This window comes from Pseudoalteromonas sp. SG43-8 (assembly GCF_014164245.1).
Taxonomy (GTDB): Bacteria; Pseudomonadota; Gammaproteobacteria; order Enterobacterales; family Alteromonadaceae; genus Pseudoalteromonas; species Pseudoalteromonas distincta.
In genome coordinates this window covers 705,893-726,377 of record NZ_JACJEX010000001.1, presented here as the reverse complement: position 1 = coordinate 726,377, position 20,485 = coordinate 705,893, and the positions used below count along the sequence as shown (strand labels likewise).

The 20,485-nt window shown below is 38.0% G+C and carries 16 protein-coding genes; 8 read left to right on the top strand and 8 right to left on the bottom strand.

Translation table 11 applies throughout. From position 1 onward, the window contains the following. Positions 1 to 40: 40 nt before the first annotated feature. Positions 41 to 967: an electron transfer flavoprotein subunit alpha/FixB family protein gene (locus H5122_RS03245; protein ID WP_024596825.1), complete on the bottom strand. Its 927-nt coding sequence runs from the start codon at positions 965 to 967 to the stop codon at positions 41 to 43. After that, positions 968 to 1,717, bottom strand: coding sequence for an electron transfer flavoprotein subunit beta/FixA family protein (locus H5122_RS03240; protein ID WP_182674313.1), 750 nt, complete (start codon positions 1,715 to 1,717; stop codon positions 968 to 970). It abuts the gene before it with no gap. A 221-nt stretch (positions 1,718 to 1,938) separates the two neighbouring features. On the opposite strand from H5122_RS03240, the gene H5122_RS03235 reads away from it, so the two are divergent. The 6 genes from H5122_RS03235 to H5122_RS03210 all read left to right on the top strand — a co-directional run bounded on the left by H5122_RS03235 (position 1,939) and on the right by H5122_RS03210 (position 8,872). Continuing rightward, positions 1,939 to 3,585 carry an electron transfer flavoprotein-ubiquinone oxidoreductase gene (locus tag H5122_RS03235; protein WP_182681268.1) on the top strand — a complete coding sequence of 549 codons (1,647 nt, stop codon included), beginning with the start codon at positions 1,939 to 1,941 and terminating at the stop codon, positions 3,583 to 3,585. Positions 3,586 to 3,717: 132 nt separating this feature from the next. Next, the gene (locus H5122_RS03230; protein WP_002961226.1) at positions 3,718 to 4,182 is read left to right on the top strand and encodes an acyl-CoA thioesterase; all 465 of its coding nucleotides are present in this window, start codon (positions 3,718 to 3,720) and stop codon (positions 4,180 to 4,182) included. Between the two features lie 259 nt (positions 4,183 to 4,441). Further along, on the top strand, positions 4,442 to 5,011 hold the full coding sequence (locus H5122_RS03225; protein WP_002961225.1) for an outer membrane beta-barrel protein: 570 nt from the start codon (positions 4,442 to 4,444) through the stop codon (positions 5,009 to 5,011). A gap of 279 nt (positions 5,012 to 5,290) precedes the next feature. Further along, on the top strand, positions 5,291 to 5,995 hold the full coding sequence (tsaA, locus tag H5122_RS03220; protein ID WP_002961223.1) for a tRNA (N6-threonylcarbamoyladenosine(37)-N6)-methyltransferase TrmO: 705 nt from the start codon (positions 5,291 to 5,293) through the stop codon (positions 5,993 to 5,995). An 89-nt stretch (positions 5,996 to 6,084) separates the two neighbouring features. Further along, entirely contained in the window at positions 6,085 to 7,809 is a 1,725-nt protein-coding gene (locus H5122_RS03215) for a proline--tRNA ligase (protein WP_182681267.1), read from the top strand. Positions 7,810 to 8,026: 217 nt separating this feature from the next. After that, a complete protein-coding gene (locus H5122_RS03210) occupies positions 8,027 to 8,872 on the top strand; it encodes a UDP-2,3-diacylglucosamine diphosphatase (protein WP_024596856.1) in 846 nt (281 codons plus the stop codon). A 19-nt stretch (positions 8,873 to 8,891) separates the two neighbouring features. On the opposite strand, the gene H5122_RS03205 is transcribed toward H5122_RS03210, so the two are convergent. From H5122_RS03205 to H5122_RS03190, 4 genes are all read right to left on the bottom strand, one after another. Further along, entirely contained in the window at positions 8,892 to 11,903 is a 3,012-nt protein-coding gene (locus tag H5122_RS03205; RefSeq protein WP_404936275.1) for an ATP-binding protein, read from the bottom strand. Between the two features lie 326 nt (positions 11,904 to 12,229). Further along, positions 12,230 to 13,438 (bottom strand): ABC transporter permease, encoded by a 1,209-nt coding sequence (locus H5122_RS03200; protein ID WP_182681438.1) that lies wholly within the window; start codon positions 13,436 to 13,438, stop codon positions 12,230 to 12,232. Beyond that, the gene (locus tag H5122_RS03195) at positions 13,431 to 14,219 is read right to left on the bottom strand and encodes an ATP-binding cassette domain-containing protein (RefSeq protein WP_182681265.1); all 789 of its coding nucleotides are present in this window, start codon (positions 14,217 to 14,219) and stop codon (positions 13,431 to 13,433) included. The genes H5122_RS03200 and H5122_RS03195 overlap by 8 nt, the downstream gene beginning before the upstream one ends. Beyond that, complete coding sequence (locus H5122_RS03190; protein ID WP_154903068.1) at positions 14,216 to 15,028, bottom strand: DUF3025 domain-containing protein; 813 nt, start codon at positions 15,026 to 15,028, stop codon at positions 14,216 to 14,218. The genes H5122_RS03195 and H5122_RS03190 overlap by 4 nt, the downstream gene beginning before the upstream one ends. A 113-nt stretch (positions 15,029 to 15,141) precedes the next feature. On the opposite strand from H5122_RS03190, the gene H5122_RS03185 reads away from it, so the two are divergent. After that, entirely contained in the window at positions 15,142 to 16,767 is a 1,626-nt protein-coding gene (locus tag H5122_RS03185) for a M28 family metallopeptidase (RefSeq protein ID WP_024605569.1), read from the top strand. A 121-nt stretch (positions 16,768 to 16,888) separates the two neighbouring features. Continuing rightward, positions 16,889 to 18,058, top strand: a complete 1,170-nt coding sequence (locus H5122_RS03180; protein WP_182681264.1) for a putative manganese transporter — start codon at positions 16,889 to 16,891, stop codon at positions 18,056 to 18,058. Positions 18,059 to 18,116: 58 nt separating this feature from the next. On the opposite strand, the gene H5122_RS03175 is transcribed toward H5122_RS03180, so the two are convergent. Next, positions 18,117 to 18,482 carry a DUF805 domain-containing protein gene (locus H5122_RS03175; protein ID WP_182681263.1) on the bottom strand — a complete coding sequence of 122 codons (366 nt, stop codon included), beginning with the start codon at positions 18,480 to 18,482 and terminating at the stop codon, positions 18,117 to 18,119. A gap of 414 nt (positions 18,483 to 18,896) precedes the next feature. Further along, positions 18,897 to 20,483 carry a dihydrolipoyllysine-residue acetyltransferase gene (locus H5122_RS03170; RefSeq protein ID WP_182681262.1) on the bottom strand — a complete coding sequence of 529 codons (1,587 nt, stop codon included), beginning with the start codon at positions 20,481 to 20,483 and terminating at the stop codon, positions 18,897 to 18,899. Between the last annotated feature and the right edge of the window lie 2 nt (positions 20,484 to 20,485).

Sequence of the window (20,485 nt, the reverse complement as noted above, 5' to 3'; positions counted from 1 at the left end):
ACCACGGCTTTCAACCAGAATAAGTTTGTTTATTTAAAGGCTATAAAGCACTCTCTAACTGTGGCAGTACTTCAAACAAATCAGCCACTAAACCGTAGTCAGCTACCTGAAAAATAGGTGCGTCTGGGTCTTTATTTATCGCGACGATTACTTTTGAGTCTTTCATACCGGCTAAATGCTGAATAGCACCGCTGATACCTACAGCAATATATAAGTTAGGTGCTACAATTTTACCTGTTTGCCCTACTTGCATGTCGTTAGGTACAAAGCCTGCATCAACTGCTGCACGCGATGCACCAATAGCTGCACCTAGTTTATCGGCAATACCATTAAGTAATGCAAAGTTTTCGCCGTTTTGCATACCGCGACCACCCGATATGACCACACTAGCTGCTGTAAGCTCAGGGCGTTCTGATTCGGTTTGCTCAACACTTACAAAGCTGCTTAATTGTGAATCTGATACTGTATCAATGCTTGTTATAGCAACAGCTGATTGCTCACCTTGTAAATCAAAGCTACTGGCACGTACGGTAATTACTTTTTTACTGTCGAGTGATTTAACTGTGGCGATTGCATTACCTGCATAAATTGGACGTTTAAATGTATCGGCGTCCACTACTGCGATAATTTCAGAAATTTGCGCAACATCTAATAGCGCAGCAACACGTGGCATAAAGTTTTTGCCCGTTGTAGTAGCACTTGCAACAATGTGGCTGTAGTTGTCGCTAATTGATAAAACTAAATCGCTCATGCTCTCAGCTAACTGATGTTCATAAACGCTATTATCAGCAACTAAAACATTAGCTACGCCATCAATGCTGGCCACTTGTGAGCTCATTGCGCTTAAGTTGTTACCTGCAATTAGTACATCAATAGGAAAACCCATTTTTACTGCGGCGTTAATAGTTTTTGAGGTTTCTGGTTTTAAGGCACCGTTGTCGTGCTCTGCAATTACGAGTGTTTTCATTTAAATCACCTTTGCCTCTGTTTTTAATTTTTCTACAAGCTGCGCTACGTCTTCTACAATAATTCCTGCGGTGCGTTTAGCTGGCTCTTCTACACTTATTAATTGCATACGCGGTGTTAAATCAACACCAAGCGAATCTGCTGCTATTACTTCAAGCGGCTTACGTTTGGCTTTCATAATATTTGGCAGTGATGCATAGCGAGGCTCATTTAAGCGTAAATCAGTTGTAACAACTGCCGGTAAATTAAGTGCTACCGTTTGCAGCCCGCCATCAACTTCGCGTGTTACGTTTACTTTGCCATTTTCAATAACTACTTTTGATGCAAATGTACCCTGCCCGCGATTAGTTAATGCAGCAAGCATTTGACCTGTTTGATTATTATCTGAGTCAATTGACTGCTTACCTAAAATGACAAGTTCAGGCGTTTCTTGTTCTACAATTTTAGCGAGTAGCTTTGCAATATGAAGTGACTCGAGCTTTTCATCGGTTTCGATGTGAATGGCTTTGTCAGCACCCAATGCTAATGCTGTGCGTAATTGCTCTTGCGATGCTTTTGCACCAATAGTTACAGCAACCACTTCAGTGGCGGTACCGGCTTCTTTAAGGCGAATTGCTTCTTCTATAGCAATCTCACAAAACGGGTTCATTGCCATTTTAACGTTGTTTAAATCAACGTCGCTGTTATCACTTTTAACGCGTGCTTTTACGTTGTAATCAATCACTCTTTTTATTGGTACGAGAACTTTCATAGGAACTCCATAATTATTTAAACCTACAAGGTAACGTGCACGTCAACCTATTTATTTTATGAAATTAGACTACTTCCTGTTGACGTAAACGTCAACCTAAAATAACCTTTAACTATTCACAGTCTGTAACGTTTAATTTGCAAGGTTATAAATAGGCTGTACACCTTATTTAAATGCGTAGTAAACATTCAAATAAGTCCGTCATAGATAAAGAGGTTATTATGGTAGAACGTGAAACCATGGAATTTGATGTAGTAATTGTTGGTGCAGGCCCTGCTGGGCTTTCAAGTGCAATTAAACTCGCGCAATTAGCACAAGAAAAACAACAAGAGTGCATGATTTGCGTAGTCGAAAAAGGTTCTGAAGTAGGAGCACATGTACTCTCTGGTGCTGTTTTTGAAACCAAAGCTTTGGATGAACTACTACCTAATTGGCAAGAGCTTGGCGCACCGGTTACAACCAAAGTAACTAACGATGAAATTTATTGGTTTAATAACGAGCAAAAAGCGACATCAATCCCCCACTTTGCTACACCAAAAACATTTCATAATGATGGTAACTACATTGTATCTATGGGCAATGTATGTCGATGGCTTGCAGAGCAAGCTGAAAGCTTAGGCGTAGAGATATTTCCAGGATTTAGCGCACACTCTTTAATAATTGAAGATGAAGCAGTAAAAGGCATTATTACTGGCGATATGGGTGTAGACAAAGATGGTAATGAAAAAGACGGTTACATGCCAGGCATGGAGCTTCGTGCAAAATACACTATTTTTGCCGAAGGTTGCCGAGGTCATTTAGGTAAACAACTAATCAATGAGTTTGTACTTGATGCAGATTCATCACCGCAGCATTATGGTTTAGGCTTTAAAGAAATCTGGCAAATAGATGAAAGTAAACATGAGCTTGGCAAGGTAGTTCATGGTACAGGTTGGCCACTTAGCGGCGATACTAATGGTGGTGCATTTATGTATCACAGTGAAAACAATCAAGTTGTTGTTGGTTTAATTGTAGATTTAAATTACTCAAACCCACATTTGAGCCCGTTTGATGAGTTTCAACGAATGAAGCACCATCCTGTATTTAAAAACGTGCTTGAAGGCGCTGAACGTATTGCTTACGGTGCGCGTGCTATTGCTAAAGGTGGCTTGCATTCATTACCAAAAATGCATTTTGCAGGTGGTTTACTTGTTGGGTGTGATGCAGGCACTCTTAATTTTGCAAAAATTAAAGGTAATCACACTGCAATGAAATCAGGAATGATTGCCGCAGAGGTTATTTTTGAAGCATTGCAAAATGAGTTAGCAAATACCAATTTAACTCATTATCAAACTGCGTTTGAGCAATCATGGGCATATAAAGAGTTATATCAATCTCGTAACTTTGGCCCTGCTATGCACAAACTCGGTAAATTTTTAGGTGGTGCGTATAATACTCTTGATCAAAACATTTTTAATGGTGGTTTACCCTTTACGTTTAAAGATAATACGCCCGATCACTCTACCCTTGTTGATGCTAACGCAGCTGACAAAATTGCATACCCAAAACCAGATGGACACCTTAGCTTTGATAAACTCTCAAGTGTGTTTTTATCAAATACTAACCACGAAGAATCACAGCCGTGTCATTTAAAGCTTAAAGATGCGTCAATTCCTATTAACGTAAATTTAGTTAAATTTGATGAACCCGCACAACGTTATTGCCCTGGAGGCGTTTACGAAGTACAAGAAATTGAAGGCAATAAAGAGTTTGTTATTAATGCCCAAAACTGTGTGCACTGTAAAACCTGCGATATTAAAGACCCAAGCCAAAACATTACATGGGTAACACCTGAAGGTGCAGGTGGGCCAAATTATCCTAATATGTAACTAAATTATGCGCTGTATAGCTATATAACTACGTTTTTTACATATAAATTATAAACATATCCTAAATTGCAGGGGCTTCGGCCCCTTTTTTACGTTATGCTAATAGTAGTTTTAATAATAAGAGTGTTATTTATGCCGTCGTCAAAAGTTATTTTTCGTTTTTTAGCAGAGCCTACTGATGTGAATTTTGGTGGTAAAGTTCATGGTGGGGCCGTCATGAAGTGGATTGACCAAGCAGGTTATGCGTGCGCTGCAGGTTGGAGTGGTCATTACTGCGTAACTGTTTCGGTTGCGGGTGTTAAATTTAGACGCCCTATTTTAGTGGGTCAAATAGTCGAAGTAGAAGCTAAAATTGCCCATACGGGTAGAAGTAGCATGCAAATATTTATTCAAGTTAGATGTGGCGATCCAAAAACGCAAAATATGGTTGAAACAAATCATTGTGTTATCAGCTTTATTGCAATGGATGAAACGGGCTACCCAATAGAAGTGCCTTCGTTTAAAGCAGTGACCGATGAAGACATTAAATTAGAAAATTACGCTATAAAAATGAAAGAAATAGCAATTGAAACAGAAAACTTGCTTCATGAAGTCTAATTAGTAATTTAAATAGAGTAAGGCTATGTAAAAAACTCATTATACAATGTAAAACATACAACTTATTTTAGAGTACAGGATTACACAAAAGTTCACTTTGATTATAAAACACGCTAAAAAATGTAAAAACCAATACAAAAGAACTAATTATGGCGTGTTTTTAATCCATTTTAATATTGGCACGCTCGCTGCAAGTAGATAATTGAAGTTTGATTAATGAAATCAAGCATTTGATTATTTTTTGTAAAGGAGCTATTCAATGATTAAAACACTTTCTCTTTCAGCTATTGCACTAGCAACACTGGGTTTTAACTCTGCAGCACACGCTGACATTTCTGATTTCGATTCTCCACGTATTTATACTGGTATCGGTTACGGTCAATATTCTTTTGAATTTGAAGACAGTGACAACGACACTGACTTTGACGACGATGCACAAATGCTTAAAGGCTATATTGGTACTCAGTTTAACGAATACCTAAGCTTAGAACTTGCTTATCAAAACTTTGATGAAGTAAGTGATATAGACAGCAAAGCTGAAATTGATGGCGTATCGCTTGCCGCACGTTTGGGCTACCCAATAACAGAGAGCTTTTCTGTATATGCAAAAGGCGGTTGGCTTGAGTGGGATGCAGATTACACACAAGATTTACCAGTAGGTGGCGTAACAGCGTCTACAGATGGTGGTGATGCATTTTACGGTGCGGGTATTGAATACGCACTTACAACAAATGTACAATTTCGTTTAGAGTACGAACGCTACAAACTTGATGACGATATTGATCCAGACATGGATGTAGCGTCTGTATCAGTTCAATACATGTTTTAATTAATCTTTAACATGCTTGAAAAGGGTAAGCTTATTAGCTTGCCCTTTTTTGTTTTAGGTCCTTTTTAAATACATTACTATAAACCACTCGGTCTAATAAGTATTTTTAAACCAGATGGTCTATATGAATAATTTTTAACGAAGTAAGTGCGCTATTTAATGCGCTTGAATAATCATATTTTTAATAAAATTGGTATACGCAATAAACTTACTTACACTAATGCCATAAATACTAAATGCAGGTAGAATAGCGCTCTATTTTATTTGTACCCGAGTACTATGAGCGATTATACCATTTCGGCTATTGGCCACATTGAATCTCCTTATAAACAAAAGTTTGCTATACCTAGGCAGCCTCGTTTAGTGCCACAAGCCAAGGCAAAACTTATTTTTGCACCTGATTTTAATCGCGAAGAGTTTGTACGTGGTTTAGATGAATTTACTCATATTTGGTTATTATTTCGTTTTCATGAAACGGCCGATAAAGGTTATTCTGCCATGGTGCGCCCACCTCGTTTAGGTGGGAATGAGCGAAAAGGTGTATTTGCTACCCGCGCTACATTTAGACCAAACGCGATTGGTATGAGCGCAGTAAAACTTGAAGGTATTGAGTATAAAAACGGACAACTTAGTTTATTACTCGCTGGCATTGATTTACTTGATGGCACACCCATTATCGATATTAAACCGTACTTACCCTATTCAGATGCAATGCTTGACGCCAGTGCTGGCTTTGCAGATACACGCCCAGAAACACAAATGACGGTTGAATTTAGCCCTCAGGCAATTGAGTTTGTTAATGCGCAAACACAATACCCAGATTTACATGATTTTATAGCTAATGTTTTAAAACAAGATCCCCGCCCTGCCTATAAAAAACAAAAAGACGGCGAGCAAAGCTATGGTATGACTTTGTACAATTATAATATTCGCTGGCAAGTCAATGGCGAGCATAACGTAGTAACAAACATAGAAAAAAACTAAATAACTCACTTAGCGCTTTAGTGTAAAAGCATCCGCTGTTAAACTTAAGCTCTATTAAAAGAACATAATTACTCTATTTCGGAAAAAACATGCGTACAAGCCAATATATACTCGCAACACTTAAAGAAACGCCATCAGATGCTGAAATCGTATCGCATCAGTTAATGCTTAGAGCCGGTATGATCCGTCGCGTCGCTTCGGGTTTATACACTTGGTTACCCTCTGGTTTACGTGTGCTACGTAAAGTAGAAAACATTGTACGTGAAGAGATGGACAAAGCAGGTGCTATTGAAATGCTAATGCCTGTAATTCAACCCGCTGATTTGTGGGAAGAGTCTGGCCGTTGGAATGAATTTGGTCCTGAGCTTATGCGCTTCACAGACCGTCATAACCGTACGTTTGCACTTGGTCCAACACACGAAGAAGTAATAACTGATTTCGTACGTAAAGAAATAAGCAGCTACAAGCAATTACCAGTTACTTTATATCAAGTACAAACTAAAGTACGCGACGAACGTCGCCCTCGCTTTGGTGTTATGCGAGCTCGTGAATTTACAATGAAAGATGCCTACTCTTTTCACTTAAGTGAAGAATGTTTAGATGCGACTTATCAAGCGATGCACAAAGCATATTGTAACATTTTTGAGCGTTTAGGCCTTGATTACCGCCCTGTACTTGCTGATACTGGGTCTATTGGTGGTAGCTTATCGCACGAGTTTCATGTACTTGCTGAGTCGGGCGAAGATGCTATTGCATTTAGTGATGGCAGTGATTACGCAGCTAATATTGAAAAAGCAGAAGCACTAGCGCCAAACGATCCACGCCCAGAAGCAAGTAAAGAGTTAAAAGCATTCCCTACTCCTGACGCTAAAACAATTAATGAGCTTAAAAAGCATTACGGTGTAAAACCTCATCGTGGTGTTAAAACCTTAATTGTTTACGGTGCACCTGATGAAAACGATGTACGTGGTTTAGTGGCGCTTGTACTTCGTGGCGATCATGATTTAAATGAATTAAAAGCTGAAAAGCACCCATTAGTAGACTCTCCGCTTGAAATGGCAACAGAGGCAGATATTGTTGCTGCTATTGGTGCAAAACCTGGCTCATTAGGCCCGGTGGGCTTATCTATGCCTATTATTGTTGATAGAGCCGCGAATATCCTTGCTGATTTTGTTGCCGGTGCTAATAAAGACAACGAGCATTACAGCGGTATTAATTGGGATCGTGACGTAACTGATTACGAAGTTGCTGATATTCGTAATATTGTTGAAGGCGATATGAGCCCATGTGGCCAAGGCGTTTTACAAATTAAACGCGGTATTGAAGTAGGTCATATATTCCAACTTGGTACCAAGTACTCAGAAGCGATGAAAGCGGGAGTATTAAACGAAGGTGGTAAAAACCAAACCATGACCATGGGTTGTTACGGTATTGGTGTTTCACGTATTGTTGCTGCTGCTATTGAACAAAACAACGATCAATACGGGATCATTTGGCCAAGATCAATCGCGCCATTCGATTTAGCGATTGTTCCAATGAACATGCACAAATCGCATCGTATTCCTGATATTGCAAATAACCTTTACCAGGGTTTAAAAGATGCAGGTCTTGATGTGTTATTTGATGACCGTAAAGAACGCCCTGGTGTTATGTTTAATGACATGGAGCTAATTGGTGTACCTTACACGCTTGTAATTGGTGAGCGTAACCTTGACGAGAATAAAGTTGAGCTTAAAAACCGCCGCACCGGTGAAAAGCTAATGATTGATATTGATACAGCAATTGATGCAATTAAAGCGACTGTTAAAGGTTAATAACACGCACGCTCAAAATAGACTAAAAGGCCGCATTTAAAATGCGGCCTTTTTTATGCGTAATAATAGCTGCTAAATGACTCACCTTTCCTAGCTTTATAGAAATCTTTTAATTACGTGCCTTGGTATAAATTGTCATGGAGGCTTCGCTAAAGTGTCTCATAAGTGTCATTAGATTTATCTACAGTGTTTAATTATTACACTATGGATGACGGGCATGACAAACAATCAACTGCGTAAAAAACAACATTATCCAGCCATTTGGATATCTGATGTTCATTTAGGTTACAAAGATTGTAAAGCTGATTACTTACTCGATTTTTTAAACTCGGTAGAATCCGACACACTTTATTTAGTGGGTGATATTATTGACTTATGGTCAATGAAGCGACAGTTTTATTGGCACCCTTCTCATTATGAAGTATTAAACTGCATACAGACAAAAGCAGCTAGCGGTACACGTGTCATTTATATTCCCGGTAATCATGATGAAGCGTTTAGAAACTATATAAATCAAACATTATTTGGTGTTGAAATCCACCAGCAGTTTATTCACACCACTAAAGCTAATAAACGGTTTTTACTTATACACGGCGACGACTTTGATTCAGCGACTCGTTATAACAAACTTGTTAGTATTGCAGGGGATGCAGGATACGACTTTTTATTATTTTTAAATCGCTGGACCAATCGTATACGTAAAATATTTGGTGGTAACTACTACTCGCTTGCATCATGGATAAAAGCTCGGGTACACAAAGCTCGAGAAGCGATTAGTGCCTTTGAAGATGCCGCAGTTCATGAAGCTAAAAAACAAAACGTAGACGGTATTATTTGTGGACACATTCACCATCCCAAAATTAAAGTGGATGACGGTATTATGTACTGTAACGATGGTGATTGGATTGAGAGCTGTACTGCGCTTGTGGAGCAGCAAGATGGAAAGATAGAATTACTACATTGGTCAGATACACAATTTATACTCGATAGCGCAGACATAGCTATTCTTAACACGCCTTTAAATACGTCAACAAATACCAAACCAAAAAAATCAGCTGCTTAGCAGCTGATTTTCAAAACGATTAACTTAACCAAGTAATTAGCTTGTCTTTTAAAGTTTGTGGTTTAATTGGTTTAGTAATGTAGTCGTTCATTCCAGCAGCTAAACAACGCTCTCTATCACCTTCCATCGCACTCGCTGTCATAGCGATAATCGGTATGTGAGTATAATCTACCCCTGCCTTACTATTTCTAATTTCACTTGTGGTATCGTAGCCATTTAAATTGGGCATTTGGCAATCCATTAATATAACATCAAAAGCTTGCTCTTCGTTTTCTCTCAGTGCTTCTAAGGCTTCTATACCGTCTGACGCACAAGTGATTTTTACTTTAGTACGTTTTAATATTGCCTTAGCTACTTCAATGTTTATCATATTATCGTCAACTAATAATACATGATACGCAGATAGGTCAGGCTCTACTTGTTCCTCTTCCAAGCCTTTTGGTGGCGCTATGATACAGTCACTACTAGCACCAAATAAGCTGGCCAATTTATAGCTGAATTGATCTTGAGTGAGTGGTTTATTTAAAATATGGCTGCCTTCAGGTAATACCGTTTTGATTGGCTTATCTGTAACCATATCTCGTAAAATTAAAACATACTTTTTATTAAACTGTTTACAGTAATCAATTAACGGATCAATTTGAGGATGCTCATCATCAATTAATAATAAATCAGCTTCAAACTCTTTGTGCTCACTAAAGTAGTCAAGTCGTACAATGTTTTCTGCTTTTACTTTGCAGGTTAATAACAATAAGTCGCATACGTTTTTATAAACGTTATCGCGCGCTATTAATGCCGCTACGTTAATACTTGTAGCAAGCTCTATACCTGTGTTTAATTTTTTCTCTTGTGCAACGTGTAGCTCAACCGTTGCGGTAAAGGTACTACCCGCGCCCTTTTTGCTTATAACCGTAATATTACCACCCATTAACTGAGCGAGTTTTTTACATATAGATAAACCTAAGCCTGTACCACCAAAGTGGCGGGTCGTGCTTGAATCTTCTTGCGTAAATACTTCAAATAGTTTGTCTATGTTTTCAGTCGCTATACCAATTCCGGTATCTTTTATTGTAAAGCTCATTAATAACTTTGAGTCAGTAATGTACTTGGAGCCGACAGTTAAACTTACTTCACCTCGGTGGGTAAATTTAAACGCATTATTAACTAAGTTAATTAAAATTTGTTTAAGTCGATGGCTGTCGCCAATAACCATTCTATCTACTACATCTTTAGTATCTAAAAATACTTCAAGACCTTTGCGTTGGCCCTGTAACGCTAAAGAGCTAATCATATCGCTACATACTGTAACAACATCAAATGTATGGTTATCAATATCAAGCTTACCTGCTTCTATTTTAGAAAAATCAAGAATATCGTTAATCAGATTCATCAATGAATTAGCACTGCTATTTGCTAGTTTTAAATAATGGTATTGTTGATCGGTTAAGCCATCTTCTTTGAGCATTTCAAGCATCCCTAGTACGCCATTCATTGGTGTGCGTATTTCGTGAGAGATATTTGCTACAAAGTCACTTTTTGCTTGGCTTGCTGCTAATGCTTGGTCAATTGCACGTTCTAGTTCAATGGTCCTTTGTGAAACCTTTAGCTCCAGAGTACTGTTTAACGCTTCGAGCTCTGATTGCGTATTTTTTAATGAGCTAATATTTCTTAAAATAGCCGCTACCTGATAACGGTTATTATATACGTCAAAAATACTGCTAAGCGTAATCGAAAAATATTGTTTGTTGCCATAACCATCTGTGTAGATAGCTTCAAACGGCATTTTTGAACCGTTTGTAATAGTCTCTTGTATACAATTAGTGTCTGCGTCGTTTAAATTAAACAGCGAGACAAAATCAGGATTAGTGCCTGAAATTGAACTACCAAAAACCTCTTTAGCGGTATTATTAAAGTGAACAATTTCGCCGTTTTGCTCAATTGTAAAAATAGCATCCAAAGAATTTTCTATTACTTTATTGTTTTGCTCTTTTAGAGAATTAATTAATAGCTTACGGTTTATAAAACGTTGGTATAAAAAAGCAATAACTAAAAATACGCTAAAAAATACCACTAACATTGCAATAAAGTTTTGACGTCTCTCATTCACCTTTGCAAACAATGTTTTTGTATCAACACTTACACCAAGCTCTAAAGGTAGCATGGCTATATCACCCTCAAACGAAATTCGTTTTTTTAAAGTGTAAGCCACTGGATAATTACTTATTGGTAAAGTGCCTTGCTCTGTCATGGTAGTTGCAGTGGAGAATTCTTCAGACCATGTTTTAGTTTTATTAAATTCAAAACTGAATCGAAGTTGAGGGTTTGGATGATATAAAAATTCACCTTCATTATTCATAAGGTAAACCTGCGTCCCTTGTGTAGATTCAACTGTTAAATCTTCAAGTAATTTATCCGCAAAGTAATTAGTAACTAATATTGCAAATATTTTATTATTTTCATCAAAAACAGGCTTAGCAACACGAAAAGTGCTTATATAAGGTTCTTGTATCTGTCCATTTTCACGGTTGTAGTTAATTGGAGAAATATAAACACTTTTCTTATCAAGCATGCTTGCTTTGATTATGTAATCGCGTTGACCTTTTTTTTGTAATTGCAGACCCTGCAGTCGATTAATCTCTCCAAGTTGATTTCGGTCAACTCTAACAATCTCTTGCCCACCATCTTCGAGCATAATATAGCGAGCTTGCAAAATACTGTCATCGGTCTGCATAAAACCAGTAAAAATACTTGCTAAGCGCTCTTGCCAAACATCTATTGGCGTACCAAGAACAGGATCAATTAGTTTATTTTCTTTAGCGCGGGTAATGCCTTGTATTGGTGGTGTAGCATCTAAAAAACGAATGGCGGTAACACTGTCTTTAAGATGTTTTTTTAATGAAAGGCTTTTTGTTTCAAGTTCACGCTTTAATTCTATTTGAGCTGAATTATACACATCACTTCTTACTTTTTGATCGAACAAATACAGAGATGGTACAGCTATAAGAACAAATATTATTGTTGCAACGAGCATTAGTTTATTATTTTTTGTCACGTTCAAAAAAATATTTCTTTTTAACATTTACCATCACCATAAATTTTTATTGTTATTAGTATAGAGTATTAAAGTGAGAATTGGACCCTCAAACTAATCAGTTATCGTTATAATTTTTATAATAAAAAGACTAAATCATTAGTTTTATTTAGAACACTCTCTCTATATGAATTATAAATGAATGAGAGTACCCATATCGACTTACACAGATTATAAAATAGTTGTTTCAACCAATCATTCCTTTAAAATATAAAAGGTAGCCAATGCTACCTTTTATATATCTTCAGAGTGCTAAATCTATATAATTATCTAAATAGCACATCTTCTCTGTTAAACCACTTAACACAAAATGCCAATAGTCCAGCAGCAATGATTGCAGTGGCTAAAAATATTAAGCCTACAAATGTGTAATCAACAGTCCCTTTTACTATTTCTTTAATTGCTAATGCTACGTTTGTCACAGGAATGAATGCTGTTTTAGCAGTGAGTTCCATATTTGGCATGATTGAAATAATAATCGGGAAAAATACGCCCATACTAAGTGGTGCCATATAATTTTGCGCTTCTTTAAACGTGCGAGCATAGATAGATATAGCCAGAGCTAAGGCCGAAAATATAGCTGCAACAGGTAGTAATAGTACAAATATCATTAGTAAATCGGTAACTGCTAATGTACTAAATGCGGCTTTAATAAAATCAAGATCGGCAAATGCGAGCGCCAGTGCTATCCAGCAGCCCATACTTAAGACGGTTATTGTTGTGGAGGCAATGGATGTAGTTAACAAGGTTATAAATTTACCAAGCACCAACTCTGTACGCGTAATAGGTGTAAGTAGGAGTGTTTCTAGTGTGCCGCGTTCTTTTTCGCCAGCGCCTAAATCAATAGCGGGATAAGTTGCCCCCATCAATACTAATGGAATAAGTAAATAAGGTAAAAAACCGCCAATTTTTTCGCCAAGGTTTTCACGTTTATCGGCGGTATCTACTTTTATGACTTCAATTGGATTAAGAATAGATTTTTGAACAGACTCTTCAATACCAAAACTGATTAGCTTTTGAGTTTGCAGCACGTCACTGTATTCTTTTGCGAGCTCTTTAACGCGTTCGAATAAAAAGTTGATAGATTTTGAATCGTTAAAAACAACCTGCCACTGGCTTTGTTTTCCATCGTCCAATGTTTGCACAGCATGACTTGGTAAATAAATACCCATATCAATATCGCCAGCGATTACACCTGCTTTAAGCTCATCTATATTGTTAAAGGTTTTATCCCCTTTATAAAGCTCAAAACTTTTGTGATAAAACACTTTGTCAGTAAACTCTTGTGCGTAGTCACCGTTGATAATCGCGTAAGTGTTTACTTTTTGCTCAGCGTCCATTGCAGCTTGCGAGCTTATAAATGCCATTACGGCAAACAATAACGGAAATATAGCAACAGGGAGCGCGACTACAAATAATAGCGTTTTTTTATCGCGTAATAACTCTCTTAATTCCTTTTTAAATACCTCAAACATCATGTTTCTCCGTTAATATATTCATAAACGCTTGGTTAAGCTCATCACTATTACCTGCTTGTTTAAACTCTTCTACTGTTCCGTCAAAACAGCTAATACCTTCGTTAATTACAGCGACACGGTCACATAAAAGTGCAACTTCATCTAGATGATGGGTTGAGAAAATAACAGGCGTCCCTTGCGCTTTTAAACCTTTGATAAATTTAATAACGGTTTGTGTTGTCATTATATCAAGGCCCGTTGTTGGCTCATCAAGTACCACAACTGCTGGGCGATGAACAACTGCACGCGCTATATTTGCTTTTTGCTTCATACCTGTTGAAAGGTTTTCTGCCCGTTTATCTACAAATTTATGCATATCTAGCAATGTAAATAGCTCATCACAACGCGATACTATATCGCTTTTGTTCATGCCATGAAGCTTTGCAAAATACTCTATGTTTTCTTTTACAGTTAAGCGGCCATACAACCCCGTAGAGCCTGATAAAAATCCAATAGACTTACGGCCCAGTAGCGGTTTTTTTACAATATCGTTTCCGGCAATCGTTATTGAGCCTTCATCTGGCTTTAACGCGGTTGAAATCATTCTCAGTGTCGTCGTTTTACCCGCACCATTTGGGCCGAGCAATCCAAGTACCTCACCTTTAGCGCAACTAAAACTAACGTCTCGTACTGAGTGAAAGTAGTCTTTATCTTCACGAGGATCGATGTCGTCTATTTTATTTTTTTTGTGATCTTTAGTTAGCTTAAATTTCTTTTTAAGCCCAGCAACTTCTATCATGTTCGCATCCTTCGTTTCGCTCTAAAATAATCTGTATTGTTGTAAAAAGAGTCGTCTTTGTTTTCGTCATGCCAGCCTGGCACACCTAATAAAGGCAGTGGTGAAAGCTTTTTGTTATCGGCTAAGCAGTTATCTGTATTAATCATCTCATAAAGGGCTTGGTCAAGGTACTGGTATTGAGTTACTAAATCTTTACAAAATATTTCATTAGGTACACAAACAAATAACGCTTTACCCGTCAAACCTATATAAGGCTTTGTTAGCATTTCATAATTAGCATGACCAAACATAAAAGGTTTTATTGTTTTACCCCACTCATGTTTGTGTTCAACGAATGCAGTTTTCCATTGGTGTTCGCAAAGCCACCGCTGCCATTTACTCTCACTTATAGCTAATACAACACCACACTCATCAAAAAGCGTTAGTGCATTACGATGCTTAGTACGCTGTTGCAGTCCATGCTCAGCAATATCTTGCACATGTCTATGGTTTATTAACGCTTTGGTTTTTGGAAATAAACACCATATAAACCCACCAAATAAGTCATGCCAATTTTCACTGCGTGTAGGTACAACACCCGTTTCAAAAATTACTTGCTCGTAATACCGATCGCCAAAGTCTACCTTTGCATCATCTTCAAAAGTAATAGGAATATTATTTTCATTAATAGCAGTTAAAAATGGAGAAAACCACTGCGGCGCCGGCCAATCTGTTAGTTCGTTAACTTTAAATAGCTCACGTAAATGCGCAAATGCACCTGTTTCTAAACTACTGATTTGCCACTGCTCGGGGGGAGTAAAACGCTTCATTTAAACCTTTAACAATTTATGCCTATAATTTACGAGAAGTTTACCGCAAAAACTGGTTCTGCTTAATAGAAGTTAATATACTAATCACAACTTAAAACAAAAAAAGAGCTGACATGAAACATTATTTCTCTCTCACACTCCTCGCTACTGCTGTTTTAGCAGGTTGCGCAACAACAAGTATTACCCCTACTGATGTAACAAATGGTTATAACAGTATTCAAGCTGATGAACTGGCTAAACATGTAAAAGTACTCGCATCGGATGAGTTTGGTGGCCGTGCTCCTTCATCACCTGGCGAAAAGCTAACGCTTGATTATTTAACTGCGCAGTTTAAAGCTTTAGGTTTAAAACCAGGTAATGGCGACAGTTACTTACAAGAAGTGCCATTGGTTTCTTTAGAAGCTGATTCGAATATGGTGCTTAGTATTGGTGGTAAAGACTATCAATATAAAAAAGATATGGTTATGGGTAGCAGCCGCATTAGCGCACAAGAAGGCATAGAAAATTCTGAACTTGTATTTGTGGGCTACGGCGTTAATGCACCTGAATACAATTGGAATGACTACGAAGGGTTAGACGTTAAGGGCAAAACGGTTGTAATGCTGGTTAACGATCCGGGCTTTGCAACAAAAGACCCTGCTTTATTTACTGGCGACGCAATGACTTATTACGGTCGTTGGACATACAAATATGAAGAAGCAAGTCGACAAGGTGCAGCTGGCGCAATTATTATTCATGAAACAGCACCTGCGTCATACCCATGGTCAGTAGTTGAAAACTCTTGGAGCGGTGAGCAGTTTGGTTTTCAAAAAGAAAACAACAATATGGACCGCGTAGCCGTTGAAGGCTGGGTTACAACTGACGTAGCAAAAGAGCTTTTTACTAAAGCAGGATTAGATTTCGATACTGCGAAAGAAAACGCAGCTAAAGGTGCTTACCATGTTGATATGGGCGATTTAACTGCTTCTGTTAATGTTAAAAACACGATTAAAAAATCAGTGTCGTATAACTTTATCGCTACGTTACCAGGAAGCGAGCAACCAGATGAGCATGTTATTTACTCAGCGCATTGGGATCACTTAGGTACAGATAAAACACGTAAAGGCGATCAAATTTACAACGGTGCTCACGACAACGCAACGGGTACCGCTGGGCTTATTGAAGTAGCTGAAGCCTTTACTAAATTACCTAAGCACCCTAGCCGCTCAATGACATTTTTAGCAGTTACGGCTGAAGAACAAGGCTTACTAGGTTCTAAATACTATGCAGCTAACCCTGTGATTGCAGCTAATAAAACAGTCGCTAACATAAACATGGATAGCTTAAATTTATTAGGCAAAGTAAAAGACATGAATGTGGTTGGTATTGGTAAGTCACAAATGGATGAGTTTTTAGCAACTGCAGCTAAAGAGCAAGGCAGAACAATATCAGGCGATCCTAAACCATCATCTGGTGGCTATTACCGCTCTGATCACTTTGCATTTGCTAATATGGGCATTCCAGCCATGTACGCAGGCGGTGGCACAGTCGCAGCTGACGAAGAAACAGCTAATTACCGTAAACGCATGAGTTTGGTACTTCGCGGTTGTTATCATCAACCATGTGATCGTTACCGTGACGAATGGGATTTATCGGGTGCTGTTCAAGACTTACAATTGTTTTATAAAGTAGGTTTTGATATTTCTGAGCAAGAGCAATGGCCAACGTGGAATGCAAACTCAGAATTTCAACGTAAGTAGCATTAAGCTTAACATTGAAAAACTCAAAGAGAGCAATCGATTTAAATAGATGCAAATGATATTGATTATCATTTAATTAAAATATACAGTGTTACTAAGTTTATTTAATTGGTAACACTGTATGATTTTACTCTCTCAAATAGGATTTATTACGCCCGCTTCTAAACGCTTTGTTAGCCAAAATAAACGTTTATTATTACCGCTTTTTTTGCTGGTATGCTTAGCTGTGCCATCACTTCGTGAAATTACAATAACAGCACTAAGCGATGCTTTTTTTCAAGTTAGCGTACTTGTTGCTGCTACATTATTAATTTATTACTACGCCATAGAGCATTTACCTCAATTAGAACTTAGTTATTTAAGTGCTAAATCGCCGGTATTAGAAATATTTTTTGCTGCCGTTTTAGGTGGCCTTCCTGGATGTGGTGGTGCAATAATAGTGGTTACCCAGTTTACAAAAGGCCAAGCAAGTTTTGGGGCTATTGTTGCTGTTTTAACAGCTACAATGGGAGATGCCGCATTTTTACTCCTTGCCACTCGCCCTACTGAAGGTTTAACCATAATGGCCATTGGCTTAGTAGTAGGCACGCTTTGTGGTGTTATAGTAAACGCCCTTCATGCAAAAGACTTTTTACGCCCAACAAAGCAAGAACAAAAACACCAAGTTAAAGTATTGCCAACTCGTATAATTAAAATAAGCAAACCCGTTTGGATGTTCGCTATTATTCCAAGCCTCATTATTGCTTTTTTAATTGCATTTAATGTCGACTTTGATCAATTTGGAAAATACACAGGCACAAGTATTAGTATTTTTGGTGCTGCAATGGCGTTATTTGCTGTAACTATATGGGCGTATTCTTCTAAAGGTGAAAGCTATAAAGAAGTAACCTCAGAAGACGATGAATGTAATCCACCTTCTAAAATTATTAAAGTACTTCAAGACACACACTTTGTAACCGCATGGGTAGTGGCATCGTTTATGTTGTTTGAGATTTTAGTAAATATAGCAGGTCTTGATTTAAAAAACTGGTTTGCACATTACGCTTATTTAGCGCCACTAATTGCTGTAGTGATTGGTTTTTTACCAGGTTGTGGCCCGCAAATAATTGTTACAACGCTTTATATTCAAGGTATTATTCCATTTAGTGCATTAACTGCTAATGCAATATCTAACGATGGTGATGCGTTATTTCCAGCAATAGCAATGGCACCCAAAGCGGCTGTAATTGCGACTGTGTATACATCTATTCCGGCTTTGGCCGTTGGTTATGGCCTTTACTTTTTAAGTTAAAATTGCCATATACAAAAAAGCTCAGCAATTGCTGAGCTTTTTAATTAAGTTATTTTTCTTATACAGAAGCTGGCTCTACAGCTAGTTCTTTTGGATTTGGTCCGTAATCGTTCTCACCTTCATGTGAATCTTGTGCAAGAAAAACAATTAAAACAATCCAACCAATTACTGGCACTAACCAAAGTAACTGCCACCAGCCTGAACGACCAGTATCATGAAGGCGACGTGCGCCAGCACTCAAACTAGGTATCAATAGTGCTAAACTATAAATATTGCTGATAATATAAAAGCCAATTAATTCATCAACGAATGAAAGTGCTATAGAGATTAAAGTGTTAATCAATACAAACATCCAATATGCTTTACGACGATTACGGCCTGAAAAATCGGCGTAACTGCGAAGCGCGTTCATATAATGTTCCATGAAATTTCCTTAGTGTTATTTTTTATATTCCCTAACGGGGTTAACTTTATTACTTTTTAGTAACACTTGTATCTTAAATAAAAACAGACTCATTTAAAACAAAAAACCAGCAAATTGCTGGTTTTTTATTAGGGCGTGTTGACCTTTGCGGATTGAAATTTGTTCAATCTAGGGGCGATTAAATCGCGGCGCGAGGTTTGTAACCTAGTGGGCTAAGTAAAAACCGAGCAACAAAGAGTTTATCGCCCCTAGGCAAAACCCGAAGGGCAGCGCATGTTTGGCATTTATGCTGCGTTATCGCCTATTTATGGGGAGTAACCACACTTCATAGGCTCTGCCTTGCCTAAAAACCAAACATACTGCTGTAAATTCAACCATCAAAGATCAACACGCCCTAGTTAAACAATTATATTATTAACTCATTGCCATCATCATTGCCGATGGGTTTTCTAAGTACGATTTCCATAGGTTATTAAAGCGAGCAATCGTTCCGCCATCAATAACACGATGATCGCCAGACCAACTTACTTGCATTATCGCTTTACTCACAACCTGCCCACTTTCGTCAAAACGTGGTAGATGCTGTAGTTTACCAAGCGCAACAATAGCTACTTCTGGTTTATTAATTATTGGGGTCGCAATAGTGCCGCCAATCGCACCAATGTTAGAGATACTAATTGTCCCACCTTTTAAATCATCAGGTGCAACACGCCCTTCTCGCGCTGAGTGAGTTAAGCGTGTTAAATCATTAGCCACATCAACAATACTCTTACTCTGGCACGATTTAATATTAGGCACTAACAAGCCAATTTTTGAATCAACCGCTATACCAATATTATGATCGTTATAATAGGTAAGCTCTGAGCAATCATCATTCACTTTTGAATTAAGTACAGGGTACTCTTTCATTGCTAGCGAGAGTGCTTTTACAAAAAATGGCATCATGGTGAGCTTTACGCCTTGTGCTTTGTACTGCTCTTTTAAGGAGCTGCGCAAAGCTATAAGCTGTGTTAAGTCTATTTCATCACTAAATGTAAAGTGCGGAATAGTTGAAACCGATGCCACCATTTGCTTGGCCATGGCCGCTTTAATGCCTTTAATTTGCTCTACTCGTACGCCACCGCTTTGATTCTGTGTTTGGTTTTGTACAGCACTTTGAGAAGCATCACTATTAAGCGGTGAAGTATCAATAGTATTTGGCACTTCGCCTTTTACAAACTCTTCAATATCTTGCTTGTAAATACGTCCATTTTTTCCACTACCTGGTACGCACGTTAAATCAACATCTAGCTCACGTGCTTTACGACGAACTGCAGGCGACGCAACCGCTTTTTGATTGATAACCTTTGCAGCTTGCTGCGTTTTAACAGAGGCAACTTTTTCAGCGACGGCATTAGTTTGAGCCTTTACGACCGCTTGGTTTATATCAACATTTGGCTTTACTGCACTGCCTGCAATTGTCATTTGAAACAACGGGCTATGTACTTTTGCTATTTCACCTTTTTGGTAATATAGTTTTTTTACTGTGCCTGTATATTTTGCCGGAATTTGTACTAATGCTTTGTCGGTCATTACATCACAAACCGCTTGGTCTTCTTCTATTTCATCGCCTTCTGCGACTAACCAATCAACAATCTCACACTCAACAATACCTTCACCAATATCTGGTAGTATAAAGTCCTCAACTACATCAGATGCATTGTTATTAGTTTGATTTTCAGCTTGAACTGGCTCTTCTACTACTCCATTACTAGTACTATCACCAGTTACATCCATAGCAAATAAAGGCGCATGTACTTTAGCAATTTCACCTTTTTGATAATATAGCTTTGTAATAATACCATCATGCACTGCCGGAATTTGTACTAATGCTTTGTCTGTCATCACATCACAAATTGGCTGATCCTCAGATACGGTATCACCCTCTTGAACTAGCCACTCAACAACTTCGCATTCAACAATGCCTTCACCAATATCGGGTAATATAAAATCTTTCGCCATGG